16 protein-coding genes and 1 riboswitch are annotated in these 14,363 nt (G+C 40.4%); of the genes, 12 read left to right on the forward strand and 4 right to left on the reverse strand.

Features of this window, described 5'->3' with window-relative positions; translation table 11 throughout:
* Positions 1-139: 139 nt before the first annotated feature.
* From ACYX4O_RS05360 to ACYX4O_RS05375, 4 genes are read right to left on the reverse strand one after another with little or no spacing between them, the layout of a single operon-like run.
* Positions 140-874 carry an ABC transporter ATP-binding protein gene (locus tag ACYX4O_RS05360; RefSeq protein ID WP_476355254.1) on the reverse strand — a complete coding sequence of 245 codons (735 nt, stop codon included), beginning with the start codon at positions 872-874 and terminating at the stop codon, positions 140-142.
* Positions 867-1,637 carry an ABC transporter permease gene (locus tag ACYX4O_RS05365; protein ID WP_476355256.1) on the reverse strand — a complete coding sequence of 257 codons (771 nt, stop codon included), beginning with the start codon at positions 1,635-1,637 and terminating at the stop codon, positions 867-869. The genes ACYX4O_RS05360 and ACYX4O_RS05365 overlap by 8 nt, the downstream gene beginning before the upstream one ends.
* Positions 1,634-1,927 carry a thiamine-binding protein gene (locus ACYX4O_RS05370; RefSeq protein ID WP_476355258.1) on the reverse strand — a complete coding sequence of 98 codons (294 nt, stop codon included), beginning with the start codon at positions 1,925-1,927 and terminating at the stop codon, positions 1,634-1,636. The genes ACYX4O_RS05365 and ACYX4O_RS05370 overlap by 4 nt, the downstream gene beginning before the upstream one ends.
* Before the next feature lie 5 nt (positions 1,928-1,932).
* Positions 1,933-2,922: an ABC transporter substrate-binding protein gene (locus ACYX4O_RS05375; RefSeq protein ID WP_476355260.1), complete on the reverse strand. Its 990-nt coding sequence runs from the start codon at positions 2,920-2,922 to the stop codon at positions 1,933-1,935.
* 119 nt (positions 2,923-3,041) lie between these two features.
* Positions 3,042-3,150, reverse strand: a riboswitch (TPP riboswitch).
* 292 nt (positions 3,151-3,442) lie between these two features.
* Between ACYX4O_RS05375 and ACYX4O_RS05380 the strand changes: the two genes are divergently transcribed.
* From ACYX4O_RS05380 to ACYX4O_RS05435, 12 genes are all read left to right on the forward strand, one after another.
* Entirely contained in the window at positions 3,443-4,423 is a 981-nt protein-coding gene (locus ACYX4O_RS05380) for a Gfo/Idh/MocA family protein (RefSeq protein WP_476355262.1), read from the forward strand.
* Positions 4,424-4,436: 13 nt separating this feature from the next.
* Positions 4,437-5,480: a Gfo/Idh/MocA family protein gene (locus tag ACYX4O_RS05385; RefSeq protein WP_476355264.1), complete on the forward strand. Its 1,044-nt coding sequence runs from the start codon at positions 4,437-4,439 to the stop codon at positions 5,478-5,480.
* 267 nt (positions 5,481-5,747) lie between these two features.
* Positions 5,748-6,326: a DUF5412 family protein gene (locus ACYX4O_RS05390; RefSeq protein WP_476355266.1), complete on the forward strand. Its 579-nt coding sequence runs from the start codon at positions 5,748-5,750 to the stop codon at positions 6,324-6,326.
* A 100-nt stretch (positions 6,327-6,426) separates the two neighbouring features.
* On the forward strand, positions 6,427-6,804 hold the full coding sequence (locus ACYX4O_RS05395) for a hypothetical protein (protein ID WP_476355268.1): 378 nt from the start codon (positions 6,427-6,429) through the stop codon (positions 6,802-6,804).
* Between the two features lie 137 nt (positions 6,805-6,941).
* Positions 6,942-7,484, forward strand: coding sequence for an N-acetyltransferase family protein (locus ACYX4O_RS05400; protein WP_476355270.1), 543 nt, complete (start codon positions 6,942-6,944; stop codon positions 7,482-7,484).
* Positions 7,485-7,964: 480 nt separating this feature from the next.
* Positions 7,965-8,210, forward strand: coding sequence for a hypothetical protein (locus ACYX4O_RS05405; RefSeq protein ID WP_476355272.1), 246 nt, complete (start codon positions 7,965-7,967; stop codon positions 8,208-8,210).
* 43 nt (positions 8,211-8,253) lie between these two features.
* Entirely contained in the window at positions 8,254-8,955 is a 702-nt protein-coding gene (locus ACYX4O_RS05410; protein WP_476355274.1) for a hypothetical protein, read from the forward strand.
* Between the two features lie 60 nt (positions 8,956-9,015).
* The gene (locus ACYX4O_RS05415) at positions 9,016-9,324 is read left to right on the forward strand and encodes a hypothetical protein (protein WP_476355276.1); all 309 of its coding nucleotides are present in this window, start codon (positions 9,016-9,018) and stop codon (positions 9,322-9,324) included.
* Between the two features lie 138 nt (positions 9,325-9,462).
* Positions 9,463-10,218: a PAS domain S-box protein gene (locus ACYX4O_RS05420; RefSeq protein ID WP_476355278.1), complete on the forward strand. Its 756-nt coding sequence runs from the start codon at positions 9,463-9,465 to the stop codon at positions 10,216-10,218.
* Between the two features lie 206 nt (positions 10,219-10,424).
* Positions 10,425-10,751, forward strand: a complete 327-nt coding sequence (locus ACYX4O_RS05425; protein ID WP_476355280.1) for a hypothetical protein — start codon at positions 10,425-10,427, stop codon at positions 10,749-10,751.
* Positions 10,752-11,516: 765 nt separating this feature from the next.
* Positions 11,517-12,026 (forward strand): hypothetical protein, encoded by a 510-nt coding sequence (locus ACYX4O_RS05430; RefSeq protein WP_476355282.1) that lies wholly within the window; start codon positions 11,517-11,519, stop codon positions 12,024-12,026.
* 178 nt (positions 12,027-12,204) lie between these two features.
* A complete protein-coding gene (locus ACYX4O_RS05435; protein ID WP_476355284.1) occupies positions 12,205-14,349 on the forward strand; it encodes a zinc-ribbon domain-containing protein in 2,145 nt (714 codons plus the stop codon).
* Positions 14,350-14,363 lie beyond the last annotated feature (14 nt).

Here is a 14,363-nt window from a genome sequence, read left to right on the forward strand (position 1 = left end):
CAGAGAATCACATGATCTCTGACGTTTTTGCATGAAACAGCATTGAAAAGGTAACAGTTCCTCCAGAAATTAACTTTAGGAAGCACCAGAACCGTCCCCGCGCTTCCCCGCGCTTCATTCGAAAACAACGCTCCGCCCTTCATTCGCCCTTCAAGACTTGATAAATCTCCCGCTTCCACCTAAGCATCCCCTCAGATAAAAGCAGCGACTCTTCGCGAGGCCGATCAAACGGTACCTCAAACTCTTTCTCAACAGTAGCCGGGCGTTCTGATAACACAATGACCCGATCAGACAGGAATAGCGCTTCTTCAATATTATGTGTAACGAATAAAACAGACCGCTTATGCTCCGTCCATAAATCCAGAAGCCACTTCTGCATCTCAAGTCGCGTGAACTCATCAAGTGCCGAGAAGGGTTCATCTAAGCAGATCAGCGGTTGTGGACTAAGTAAGCTCCTTACGAAAGCAGCCCGCTGCTTCATCCCGCCAGATAGTTGATGAGGATAGGCTTCTTCGTACCCTGATAAGCCAGCTTTAGTAAGCATAGTCAAAGCGGCTTCACGATCAGCCTTACCCACGATTTCACTCCCAAGCATCACGTTGTCGACAATCGTCCTCCACGGAAAAAGGGAGGGGCTTTGTGGCATGTAGCTAATCGATCCTCTTGTGCCTATAATGGTATCCCCGTCTAAAGTGATCTCCCCTTGATCGGGTTGATACAGGCCTCCGATTAAGTTAAAAAGCGTACTTTTCCCACTGCCGGAAGGACCGAGGACGGAGACGAACTCCTCGTTTCCGACGTTTAGGTGAATATCATTTAAGATGAGCTGATTGTCGAAAGACTTTGATACATGTTGTAACGTGAGTTCAGCCATCGGTCTCGACTCCTTTCGTTTTCCAGGCAACAACCCGTTTCTCAATGAGTGTAATAAGAGCAAAGAACAGTAAGCTCAATAGCATAATTAAGAAGATGGCCACGAAAACCCGATCTGTTCGGAAGGAAGAAGAAGCGAGCGTCATGTACACGCCAATTCCTTCCTTTGCACCTAACCACTCAGAAATAACAGCTCCCATCACACTGTATGTAGCGGAAATTTTTAACCCAGAGAATAAAGAAGGAAGCGCGTGCGGCCATTCTAGCTTCCAGAACGTCTGTTTCTTCGAAGCGCCTGCCATTTTCATATAGTGAAGCAATTCGGTACTTGTTTGCCTTAAACCATCCATCGTTGAAACAGCGATTGGGAAGAAGCAGACGAGAGTAATGATGATTAGCTTTGGCAACATTCCGAACCCGAACCAAATCACGAGTAATGGGGCAAGCACGATAATCGGGATATTTTGCGAGAAAATAATAAGCGGGTAGAACATGTTGCGAAAGATGGGAATGACGTGAAGCAAGATCGCAACAATAATTCCGACCGAGGACCCGATGAGGAATCCGGTAACAGTTAAGAGAATGGTAGAGTATAAATGGTGGTTATACACCGACCATCCCGCTATTCCTTCTTCCCACACTTGAGAAGGGGAGGGAATGAGCCACTCAGGGATTTCGAACAATCGACTAGCACTTTCCCATAAAATAAAGAGAAGGATGATGACCAACGTGGGCCGCCATCCTCTTAAGACTACTTGTTTCATTGTGAATACTTCTCCGTTAGAGACTCCATTGAAGCGCCGCTAGGTTGATAGAGCACTTTCACTTGGGAAATCACATTTAGACATCCCAGTTCCACCATGCGCTTATTCATCTTTTCAATCACATGAAAAAGCTCAGATAGTTCTCCTTCCATCGTCGTTTCAAGGGGATGGACCTCGTATTTCACTCCTGACTCTTCAATAATCGAAATCGCTTCGTCCACCATCGGAATCGTTGGTTCTCCGTTTGGGGTCTTCGGGATAATTTGAATACTGACTAATGAATTGGCCATTCTGATCACTCCTCTGGTAAGAATTCGTTTGTAAATGCTTCACTTGCTTTAAGCTCTTGATCGAGCAAACCGTTCTCATACATCCAATCGGCATAGTTTTGCCAAGTGGCTTTTTCCTGAATGCCCCACTGCTCCGCGTCGTCCTGGTATTTCGGGGACAGCCACTCCTGACTGGCTTTGACGAGTTTAGGGTCAAGGTCTGGTACGGCGTCTATTAAAATATCAGCTGATTTCTTTGGTTCATCGATCGCATATTGGTAGCCTTGTGACACAGCTTTCGTGAAATCTTTAACGAGCTCAGGGTCTTCATCAATATGCTTCTGGTTCGTTGTGAGAACAGGCGTATAGTAATCTAGTTTCTCCGAGTAGTCAGTTAAGTAGATCATATTTAAGTCTTTGCCACGAAGTTCAGCTTCAACGCCTGTCCAACCGTAGTAGATCCAAGCGAAATCAACGTCTCGCTCAACGGCTGTGAAGAAGTCGGTGTTACCCATATTCACAATCTCAACCTTCTCCGCATCAGCGTTTTCTTGTTTCATAAGAGACGAGATGACTTCTTTCTCAACAGGCGCCCCCCAGCCGCCGTATGTTTTTCCTTCGAAATCTTTTGGTGAGTCTATGTTTTTGTCTTGAGGGGATGCAAACCCTGATGTATTGTGCTGGATAATTGCTGCGATCGACACGACAGGGATTTCCTGCACGCGCGCCTTCGTAAGTGCTTCCTGAGCACTAATGCCAAAGTCAGCTTTTTCTGAGGCGACGAGTTGATCAGCCCCGGCTTCACCTGGCATAATGATTTCCACGTTTAGCCCTTGCTCTTTGAAATAGCCTTTTTCTTTCGCTACGTATAGCCCGGTGTGGTTCGTGTTTGGTGTCCAATCAAGGACAAGCGTCACGTCTTTTAGGGACTCGCCGTCATCGCCATTTTCCCCGCTCGTGCTCGAGCAAGCAGTTAAGAGAACGATAAGGCAAGTCCAAATCATAAGCTTCTTCAAGATGATTCCTCCCTTTTGTAAGTAGAGCGTTAAGAAACGGTAAGGGATTTTTTGAGAATCGTAGAAAATTTTTCAATAAAAAAAGCACCAGGTGCCATACCTAGGGTGCATATCATTAAAAAACGTTTAGATATGTTTCCTACGCTGGTCTCAACCAGATCAGGTTCTAAGGGTCCGTCTGTCTACAAGACGTCTCAACCAGTCGCACTGGTTCCCCTACATGTTACGTGTTTCTATTAAATTATGATTAACGCTCTTCCTAATTATGACTTTGCCACAGTTGTTTCAGAATTGCAAGTGGGACAAGGGGACAGGTACATTGTCCCGCTTATCCCTCCTGTAATCTTTTCACTTCATATAACAGTAAAAAGGTAAGAGAGATAATCGATCTAGATAGCTATCCTTATCCTAAAGTCGGTATGTTAAAATAACACTGTATTAAAGAAGCAGCAAACTAATAAGGGCTGCTTCTTTTTTGTATAAACGACATAACAAGAAACGTGATCGGAGGAGTATACATATGAAAATCATTCGCTGGGGCATTATTGGCTGCGGGGATGTCACTGAGGTAAAGAGTGGGCCGGGATTTCAATTAGCTGCCAATAGTTCACTCGTGGCTGTAATGAGACGAAATGGAGAGCTGGCGAAAGATTACGCGGAGCGTCACAATGTGCCAAAGTGGTATGACAAAGCGGAGGACCTTGTCAATGATTCAGAGGTAGATGCAGTGTACATCGCGACACCACCAGGCTCTCATAAGGAGTATACAGAAATGGTAGCGAAAGCGGGGAAACCTGTATACGTTGAGAAGCCAATGGCCCTAAATACGGAAGAGTGCCAGGCCATGATTGACGTTTGTGAGGAGCACGGTGTGCCTTTATATGTTGCGTATTACCGCCGTCGATTGCCTCGTTTTCTCAAAGTAAAAGAGCTGCTCGATGAGGGCGCGATTGGCGATGTTCGTTTTGTAACGATGGAGCAGACGCAAAGGCTTTTAGAAAAAGACGAAAACGGAGAATGGCCTTGGAGAGTGCGCCCTGAAGTGAGTGGTGGAGGTTTATTTTATGATGTGGCCTCTCATACGCTCGACCTCTTTGATTATTTGCTAGGACCCATTGAAGACGTGAAGGGGTATGCAGCCAATCAGTCAGACACCTATCCTGCTGAAGACAGTGTAAGTGGTAGCTTCCAATTTGAAAGTGGGGTTATGGGGACAGGCGTTTGGAATTTTGCCTCCTATAAGAACGAGGATCAGAACCGAATCGTTGGGACAAAAGGGGAAATCGTATTCTCAACATTTGATGAAGCACCTGTGAAATTGATGAACCAATTTGGTACAGAGGAATTCCATATCGATCGCCCAAGTCCGATTCAGCAGCAGCTGATTCAAACGATTGTAGATGAACTCATAGGAAAAGGACAGTCGCCTAGCACGGGGCGTTCGGCACTGCGCACGAACCGAGTGATGGATAAAATGGTTCAAGGTTACTACAAGAGATAAGGGGCGGATTCACATGAACGGGAAACTTAAAGTTGGGATTATTGGCGCAGGTGGCATTGCCAGAAGTGCCCATATCCCAAATTACCTAAACTACGGCGATGGGGTAGAAGTCGTAGCGGTGGCGAACCATAATAAAGATAAGGCTCTAGACTGCGCGCAAGAATTCTCGATTCCCCATGCATACGAAGACTACCGTGATATGCTTCGTGAAATGGAGCTAGACGCCGTTAGTATCTGCACACCGAATGCGTTCCATGCCGAGCAAGCAATCGACTCGATGCAATCGGGGTGCCACGTTTTATGTGAAAAGCCACCTGCCATTTCAGTGCATGATGCAGAACGAATGGAAAAAGTGGCGAATCAAACAGGCAAGCATCTTATGTACGGGTTCCACTTTCGTTTTCGTCCTGAAGTAGAGACGGTGAAGCGATTCATAGATGAAGGCGAAATGGGAGAGATTTACGCAGCTGAAGCCAAATGGAACAGAAGGCGTGGCATTCCAGGTTGGGGTGTTTTCACGAATAAAGAGCTTCAAGGAGGCGGCACTTTAATCGACAATGGCATCCATATGCTTGATGCGGCCCTTTATTTAATGGGCTACCCTGAGCCGAAGACGGTCCTAGGCGTTACATACGATAAAATTGGGAAGCGGCCAGGGGTTGGGCTCCTGGGCGAGTGGGATCACGAGAATTTTTCAGTTGAAGACATGGCTCGTGGCATGATCACGTTCCAAAACGGCGCCTCTCTTTTATTCGAATCCTCGTTTGCTGCAAACATTGCCGAGAAGGATGACAGAGTCCTTAAAGTAATGGGAGACCACGGGGGAGCTGATGTGTTTCCGCTGAATATGTATCAGGAGAAGCACGGAACGCTTCTTGATTTTACTGCTCCCTATGTGGATAAAGGCAATGCGCATAAAGAAATGGTGCATCACTTTGTGGAATCCATTCTCACTGGTAAAAAAATGAACCTACACGCCAATCAAGGAACCCTTGTTCAAAGAATTATTGAGGCTTTATACAAATCAGCTTCAACTGGACAAGCGGTGGAGATGTAAAAGGCCATATGGCTTTTTACATGGAATAGAGTAACCTACGAAAAAGACCAAATCGGTTAGATTTGGTCTTTTTCTTTAATAGAAATGAATGGGGCTTCAACAATCCTACACAATCACTATACCCGGAATAGCATAAGGAATTAACAGAGCTTGGGCCTTAAATTTCTTTAAGAAAATGTGATTTAGGAAGCAAATTGCCTAATTAGATCGTTGTTATTTTATGTTAAAATGATTGGAGTTTGTGAACTATGTTCGAGATAACTGTCATTGGCTGAGAACGGAGGAATGAAGATTTTGATTTTATTTGGTTTCTTAACATTTTTTGTTACCGCTATATTATTGTTAATTTTATGTATAAGGATCATAATTTCTTTCGTAAAAAAGACATCTTTTCCTAAAAAATTATTGATCACAACATTGTGTGGGGTTATTTTGGTTTCTTCAATTTATGTGTCTGAAACATACTTTTTTACCTTTAGTGAAATTGATAGAGAAAACTCCCAAAAGGGACCTGGACCTGTAACATCACCCACAGATGAATATACTGCTAATGCTTATTATGAACCATATGGCGGTGCAGCAGGTGGCGTTAACGTTTGGGTTGAGATCACAAACAATAAGGAAAATAACAAAGTTCATACTGTTTATTATAGCGACGCTAAAAGTAATTTTTCTATGAAATGGGTAGATAAGGATACATTGTTCATTTTAAATAATGAGCCTGAATATCCAAATTCAAATAGAAGTATGGAATTAGAAATTGGGAAAGAGATATATGATGAAACTGGTTTGGTTTGCAGAAGTTTGATAATGAAAGATGAATATGAGACTTGCTACCAAAACTAATGGCTATCGCACTATCGGGGGCGGTAGTTGGACAAGAACAGTCGCTTCTTTTTAGTAACAGAGCAGTAAAATTCAAATAAGAGTAAAGGAGGGGTTATGTTTGAAACGAAAGAAAAAATTTTTATTGTTGTTCTTGGCGATTATAGGTATTTTCTTACTTATTTCTAAATGGGATTCAATATATTTAAGAACCCAAACACCCATCCTTAATGATGCTGGTATTTATATAAATGATATCAATGAAGACAGGGAAGAAAGTGAACAAAGCACTGTCGGCAAAGAGGATGTTGAGGTTTTAGTTAGTTATACAGGGAATCATATGTTTTTAACTAAGACTTATGTAAATAATGAATTTGAAAAAGCCTTTCTGACTCAAGCAAGCAAAACTGGATTTTTAGATTGGTCGTATCACACTATTCCTTTTATGCCTGATGCTGAAATAATAGAAGAAGCATTTGAAAAGTGGAATTTTCAATAACAAAAATGCAAGGTTTTTAACTAATATGAGCTAAGCTCTTCTTGAAGTAGCGGGTGCGATTCTTTAACAAAAATAGTTGTCTTTTATAATCTAGAAAGTTACGAGGGGCGATGTGATGACTTAAGAGGGGGGATAATATGATAGTAAACTCAAAAGAATATGAAGTTCGTAATCTCCATTACATAGTGAGATCTGCACAATCCGAAGACGCGCAAGCTTTATCTGAATTAAGGTTACAGATAGATGGTGAAACGGAAAATTTGGATAGAGTTAAAGGGGAAGCGTACATAACCGGAGATGGGTTCAAGGATATTATTAAAACTGACTCAGAAAGTTTAAACAATCTTTTCTTGGTAGCTGAAGTAAATGGAACCCTTGTTGGTTTTTCTAGGTGCGAAGGAAATACATTAAAGAGAAGTTCTCATAAGGTAGAGTTTGGTGTAGGTGTACTCATGGCTTATTGGGGATATGGGATAGGAACGAACTTCTTAAAAGAATGTATTAGTTGGGCAGATGCAAATAACATAAAGAAAATTACTTTGAATGTCTTGGAAACAAACGATAAGGCAATAAATCTTTATAAAAATTATGGATTTAAGGTTGAAGGTTTGTTACAAAAAGATAAGTTATTATCCGATGGTAATTACTACAATACGTTATTGATGGGGAGATTAAATTAATTATAAGCATGATAAGGTCTAGCCTTATAGAAACGGGGGCTTTAGTTGAAGATCATACACACGATGCGAAATAAAAAGAGTAAGCAACAGTCGGTTGCATACTCTTATGGAGTAACTAATCATGAAGCCCTTATAATGTCGGTCATTATTTCTCAAGCATTAGTGTATTGTCATTTGTGCCGCATTTAGTGCATTGCACCCATAGTCTGGTGGCTGTTTTATCACTAAATTCATTCGGATCTACTTTTAGAACGGTTTGCTTATCATGCAGGCAATTTGAACATCTCTTAATGATGGTATCACCTATGGAGAACTTTGAAATCAAGTACTCACCTCATTAACTTATTTTATAAAGGTTTACTATACAGCAATATTAAAACTCATTCAATGGTGTTTTTTGGTAGGAAATATGAAGGTATTGGGTTCTTTTAAATATTAAAGAAGCATCGATTTAATGAAAGGTTTCCAGGAGGATTAAATTTGAACAAAAGTAAGATAAAAGTAATTATTAAAGTGATATCAAGTTTAGGCTTCCTAATGTCGGTCTTTTATAGCTTTATGACAATAATTTTATTAGATAGTGTGACACCTGAAAATGGAGGTATGACTACTGCGGAAAGGGTTCAAGCTTTGTTTCAAGGTTACTTTTCCCCATACGTTGCATTACTATTTTTATTCGTTTTTGTTAGCGTAACAGTTAATAAGGGTTCTCTTCTTAGGAAGTAAGTAGTTCAATTCAGAGAAAAAAGAAAATAGCTAGGAGGAACACATGAGTGCTTTAATACATACCGTCCTTCACTTTTTAGTGGGTGTAAGTCTTTCCTATATTTTGTTTAATGAGGATTTCGTATCGAAGAGAAAGCGTAGTATAGTATTTTTATTTGGAGGTGGATGTGCTGTATCACCAGATGTAACAAAGTTCTTTGGTGATTTATATGGGCATTCAGTTTTTCTCGTACCACTATTTGGATTGTTATTCACAATAGTTTTTCGTGTAATTATGAAAGATTTTCCATTTGCGAAGACGTGGGTTATTTTTTCAATAACTGTATTGTTCGGTCACATTTTCATCGATTTTCTTGGCAATGGCGTTGCTTTCCTTTTTCCTTTTATTGAAAGTGAATTTGATTTTCATATAATTGCGAGTGTTGATTTAGTAATAACAATCATCCTGTTTACTAGTGTTACGATGGGACTTCTTTATAAAAAGGGTAAATCTATTATTCTTGTTGGTGCTCTAGTTATCCTTTTATATTGTGGGTTTTTATCGATATCTAAACTTCAATTGGAACGTACATTAGAGGACAGATATAATGCTAATAACATAGAGTTCTTACTCACTTATCCCGAATTTAATGAATTTGGTTCTTGGGGGTTTCAGGTTAAAACGAACGAGGTGTGGGTGGAAGGCTTTTCTTCTATCTATAAGCCCCAGGTCCATATTAAACGTGAAAGAGAAGTAAGTTTATAGTTACACTTTCCGACAATCGGGCATTTTTTAACAAGGGGGGATACTTTGAAGGCCTTTAAAATGTATATCGGAGTGTTTCTATCTTCGATCATTTTCGTGCTCATCTCAAGTGTGGTGGTTGGGATCAGGGTTGAAGATCGGATTGAATTACAATCTACTTTTCCTTATGAAGTTGGCTTTCCGATCCCGTTTGTAACATTAAACCATCCAACAATAGACCCGCCTCTACCTTATACATATAGTGGGAATTGTTGTTTTAGAGATTATTCTTGGGATAAATATTGGTATTCAGTAATACTAACATTTATTTCTCTGATCATAGTAATCAAAATAATTAAAAAGATTTATATGAAATTCTTCTTAAAGTAACGAGTACAATTGTTCAATGAGGAACGATTGTTTTTTTACTACGGGATAGAAACCATAGAAAGCAATGCTTTGACAAGCTGTTTGTTTCTTGTCCAAAGGATAAATGAAGTGTATCTTATAAGTAGAGGGGGGAAGAAAATGAATGATAGCATTTCGAAAGTAGATTATCGTCAGGTAATTGAATACTCTCTTGACCCATTGATTATTCATACAGATCATAAAATTCGTTATATAAACAAAGCTGCTGAAGACTTCTTTAGAACCAATAAAGAAGAAGCCATTGGATTAAGCCCATTAGACATTTTCCAAGAGTCCTCAAAAGATGCCATTCAACGGAGGATTCAATCTGCTTACCACGCTCCGGCTGAGGTAATCGAAGAAACCGTTTATAGAATGGACGGAACGACAGTTATGGTTGAGTTGTATTGTCATCCCGTTATGCTCGGTGACAAACAAGCTGTCCAATCCTATCTTAAGGATATCACGAGCCGTAAAGAAAACGAAAAAAAGCAAAAAGAAATGAGTAATGAAATAAATGAACTGTCTGCGACTATTGTGCCAATTATGAACGAGATCGCTGTTCTCCCGCTAGTAGGTAATATTGATCAAGAGAAAGCACGAATTATTTTGGATCATGTACCAGAGAAAGTACAGGCTCAAAGCCTTACTCACTTAATTATTGATTTCTCGGGCGTATATGCTATCGATGATATGGTCATTGATTATCTATTTAAAATAAATAGTGTCTTATCCTTGCTTGGTGTGCAGTCGATTCTTACAGGCTTAAGACCAGAGTTAGCGATCGAAGCAACGAGGTTAAATGTTAATTTAGTTGAGATTCCTACCATGGCTACAGTAAAAGATGCAATATCTTACCTCGGAATCTATGGATAAATGGAGCTGAGAAAGCCCGGTGGGGGTTCTTTGTTTCAAATGTGGCCATTTTAATCATGGTTCATTAAAACGTCAGAGATCGTGTGCATCTCTGACGTTTTATTTTTTGCGGCAGAGTAAAGTCTTGATGCGCTAGCGGTTTTTTAAAAATCTTAAAACTAAGGAAAGAGGAGAAGGCGATGGTAAAAAGAAAACTATTAACAGCTTTGATTACCTTAGGTCTCTCAGTTCCCATATACAGTTTTATTTCTAACGGGGCCACACTTGACTATGTTAGTACGTATTTCGTGATTTTAACGACCGCTATTACATGCGGTACACTATTATCGCTTGCTATTGGTTATCTTGAAAACAAGGTAAATCTCAATAGCCTTTCTTTGCGACTAATTCTACATATAGGTATAGCTATCCTTTTACCTGCTATTTTTGTTAAAAATGGTTACTTTCAAATCACCCTTTATTTAGCTATACCAGTGGCTGTTGGATATTTCGTAATAGATGAAGTGCTAAGAACGATGTTTAATAAAGCCTGAATCCAGATAACAAAAAGGAGAACTGCCGATCATATAGAAGATCATACCTCAAGGGATGCACAACAGTACCTATAACCCCTTATTTTCCTGTAAGGGAAGATGATGGGCATTATCTTCACTACATGAGAGAAGGGTGATTTTAAACCATGGGTGTCATTCAACAAGAAACCTCACAACTTTTTTATGTGACGGTTGTGTTCTTGTCATTCATTACTAGGAGAAAAGTAAGAAGTATAGAAGTGAAGAAGAGCGTCTTAAAAGAAGAAATCAAGCTTTTGAAGAATAGGCATAAACTGTAGTGTGCCTACTGATCTAACCTTGATTGTGATTGCATCTATATAATTTAAATAGTGGTTAAGAGGACACCTTTAGCCTTCATGAAATGGGGCTTATTTTGGGAGTAGTGCGAAACTAAAATAAGGGAGCTGATTTCCTTGGTAGTAGTTGCTGAAGCATTACGTGCAATTTCTTATACCATACTCATTATTAGTCCATTTATTTATTATTCATATTTGGCAAAAACTAAAAAACAAAGGAAACTTTCAACTTTTGAATTTCTCATATACATAGTCATTGGAATTGGAATGGTTTTATCTGCAGTCAGTATGTTGCTTATTACATTTGCTCATTAAATTATCTGGTCTTTCTGGTATTGAAGAAACTAAATAAGTTATATGGTGCTAATGGGTAAAAAGATATTCAATCATAAACGATTAGTAAAAGGGAAATTCCATTTTCACTTTGAAGTGAAAGGAGTGTATGTGTTTGCGGAAACCTCTTTATTTTAACATTAGTATTTGTTTAATGTTGTTGATTGTCGGATGTAACCAACCATTAGTAAAAGAGTGGCACCCTTCTAAAGAAGTAGCCATTGAATCAGGGCTAGAAAAAGAAGGAGCAGAAAAAGAATCTATATTAACAATCGAAGAAGTTGGAAGCGAGACATTTGTGTTTTACGAATATATGGGTGGTTTAGGAGTAGCGAACGTAGTTAAAAGTGGTAAAGGATTTGGTTGGAAGAGAAGTAAACCGTATACTGATTTTGAGGCTGGAGGAGAGTTAGCTTATTCTACATCTGGTTTTGATATTGAAACGGAAAACGGATTAACGGTCTCAGTTATAATGGGGAGAACTTTTGATTCTTCTATAAAGGAAATGAAACTACTAGGAGATGGAACTAAAAGAAAACTAAAGGTATTCGATGATAGTGGATTTTTTTATGCTATTCATAGATCCCCCTTTGATTCAGTCGATGTTTCTCCTGTAGTAAATTAGAAAAATATATAGGATAGCTAACTAGCAAGTTAATATAGTGAAATTAAACACGAAAAGCCTATTGAATTCTATTTCGATACGGCTTTTTTCATATTTAAACATCATTAATGGAACCACCTTATATTCTGGTTTATAATGAAACTTGTTATTCAAAACTCTTCGAAAGGTGGAATGTTATATGAGCGAAAACAGTGAAAAGAACAACCTATCAATCTCCCACCCCTCTGTCGCCGCAGAATGGAATTATGAAAAAAACGGAGACTTGAAACCAGAAGACGTCACGCACGCTGTGAGACGGAAAGTTTGGTGGATTTGTAGCATCGGACACGAGTGGCAAGCTTATGTCTACTCTAGAACCGGCTCCTCCAAAGCAGGTTGTCCAACCTGTGCTATTGCAAGAAGGACAGGGAGGAGACCACCTTATGAGAAATCATTGGCTCATTTAAACCCAGAACTAGCAAAAGAGTGGAACTATGAACGTAATGACTCTGATAGAGGACCAGACGGTTACAGTCCTGGTTCCAATGCAAAAGTTTGGTGGAAATGCTCCAAGAACCCCGAACATGAATGGGAAACAGGCATTGCTCACAGAAAGAAAAGTGGCTGCCCTTATTGTGCAGGTCAAAAAGTCAGCAAGGAAAAATCATTTGGAGCCGTTAACCCTCATTTGGTCAAGCAGTGGCATCCTACTAAGAATGACAAATCGCCATTTGAAGTCGCGCCACATACACATAAAAAAGCATGGTTTATTTGTGAGGAGGGGCATGAGTGGGAAGCCCTAATACAAAATCGTACAAAAGGGAAAGGTTGTCCTTTTTGTTCCGGTCACAAAGCAACGGACGAAACCTCCTTACTAGGTACATATCCTGACGTCTGCAAAGAGTGGGATTATAAGAAGAATAAAAAGAAAGACCCCAACAAGCTCAAACCGCAGTCTAATGATAAAGTATGGTGGAAGTGTTCGAGAGGTCACGAGTATAAAATGCGCGTTTACAGCAGAACAAGCGGACGTGGCTGCCCTACATGCTCAGGAAGGTCGAAAACTTCTTTCCCAGAGCAAGCCATTCTCTATTATGTAAGTCAGGCATACCCGGAAGTTGAAAACCGAAAGAAACTCTCCTTCCTTGAGAACAATGCTGAAGCGGATATCTACATCCAATCCTTAAATCTTGCAATTGAATATGATGGCTACCATCACAGAAGCTCAAAAGAAAGAGATGAGCGGAAGAACAAGGCGATGAATGACAATGGCGTTAAACTCCTTAGAGTTCGAGAGTACGTTGATAGAGAATACTTGCCACACATTGAGGCTTACGGTGCTTCCTTCATTACTCACAGGTACGACGAGAAAAACGGCCTCGACCAAAGCATAAAAGAGGTATTGTCATTCTTACTAGCGCTAAGTCCCGAACCGCTAGCCGAAATAGATGTGGACACTCATAGAGATAGGGGCGATATTCTCAAGCAAATTGAGGATAGTGAGACGAATTTAGCCAACTTCTTTCCGCACTTAGCTGAAGAGTGGCACCCTACCAAGAACGGTTCATTACAACCTAACCAGGTTTCGCCATTCACCCACGCCAAAGTATGGTGGAGATGCTCTAAAAATCACGAACACGAATGGGAGTCGAAAATATCCAATCGTTCAAACGGAAGGAGTTGCCCTTACTGCCTTAACAGGAAGATTAATCACACAAACTCCTTAGCAGCATTAGCTCCTGAAACAGCATCACAGTGGCATCCAACTAAAAACGGAGACTTAACTCCCCACGATGTTGCCTTAAATTATGGGAAGCGGGTTTGGTGGCAATGCACCGAAAATCCAAGTCATGAGTGGAGGTCTAACCCCAATAGTCGCGTTAAGCAAAAAAGAGCCACATGCCCTTATTGCACCGGTCGCTATGTAACTCGTGAAACCTCTTTGGGCGCATTGAACGAAGAGGTCAGCAAAGAGTGGGATTATGCTAAGAATGGCGACTTAACCCCATTCGATGTTAGACCTAACAGCAATAAGAAGGTCTGGTGGAAGTGTAAGAAGGGACATGAGTGGAAAACAGGGATAACTAACAGAACTAGAGGGAGCGGTTGTCCTACTTGTGCAGGAAACATAGTGAAGTCAGAATCTAGTCTTGCAGCTCTAAATCCGAAGCTTGTCAAAGAAGAGTGGGATTACAAGAAGAACGAAGGTCTCGTACACCCCATTGATGTATCCCCAAACTCTAAGAGGAAGGCTTGGTGGATTTGCCCCAACTGCAAAGGGAGCTATCAACGAATGGTTCGAAGCCAAGTAAATAGAAGGAGAGAGAAGTGTAACGACTGTTAATTCCCCACCAAAAT

This window comes from Pontibacillus sp. ABV4_188, assembly GCF_056311905.1.

Bases quoted from the DNA above. Each gene is read 5' to 3' on its own strand.
- ACYX4O_RS05380 (WP_476355262.1), top strand. From the start codon at position 3,443: ATGAAAATCATTCGCTGGGGCATTATTGGCTGCGGGGATGTCACTGAG.
- ACYX4O_RS05365 (WP_476355256.1), bottom strand. From the start codon at position 1,637: ATGAAACAAGTAGTCTTAAGAGGATGGCGGCCCACGTTGGTCATCATC.
- ACYX4O_RS05385 (WP_476355264.1), top strand. From the start codon at position 4,437: ATGAACGGGAAACTTAAAGTTGGGATTATTGGCGCAGGTGGCATTGCC.
- ACYX4O_RS05410 (WP_476355274.1), top strand. From the start codon at position 8,254: ATGAGTGCTTTAATACATACCGTCCTTCACTTTTTAGTGGGTGTAAGT.
- ACYX4O_RS05415 (WP_476355276.1), top strand. From the start codon at position 9,016: ATGTATATCGGAGTGTTTCTATCTTCGATCATTTTCGTGCTCATCTCA.
- ACYX4O_RS05420 (WP_476355278.1), top strand. From the start codon at position 9,463: ATGAATGATAGCATTTCGAAAGTAGATTATCGTCAGGTAATTGAATAC.
- ACYX4O_RS05360 (WP_476355254.1), bottom strand. From the start codon at position 874: ATGGCTGAACTCACGTTACAACATGTATCAAAGTCTTTCGACAATCAG.
- ACYX4O_RS05370 (WP_476355258.1), bottom strand. From the start codon at position 1,927: ATGGCCAATTCATTAGTCAGTATTCAAATTATCCCGAAGACCCCAAAC.
- ACYX4O_RS05435 (WP_476355284.1), top strand. From the start codon at position 12,205: ATGAGCGAAAACAGTGAAAAGAACAACCTATCAATCTCCCACCCCTCT.
- ACYX4O_RS05400 (WP_476355270.1), top strand. From the start codon at position 6,942: ATGATAGTAAACTCAAAAGAATATGAAGTTCGTAATCTCCATTACATA.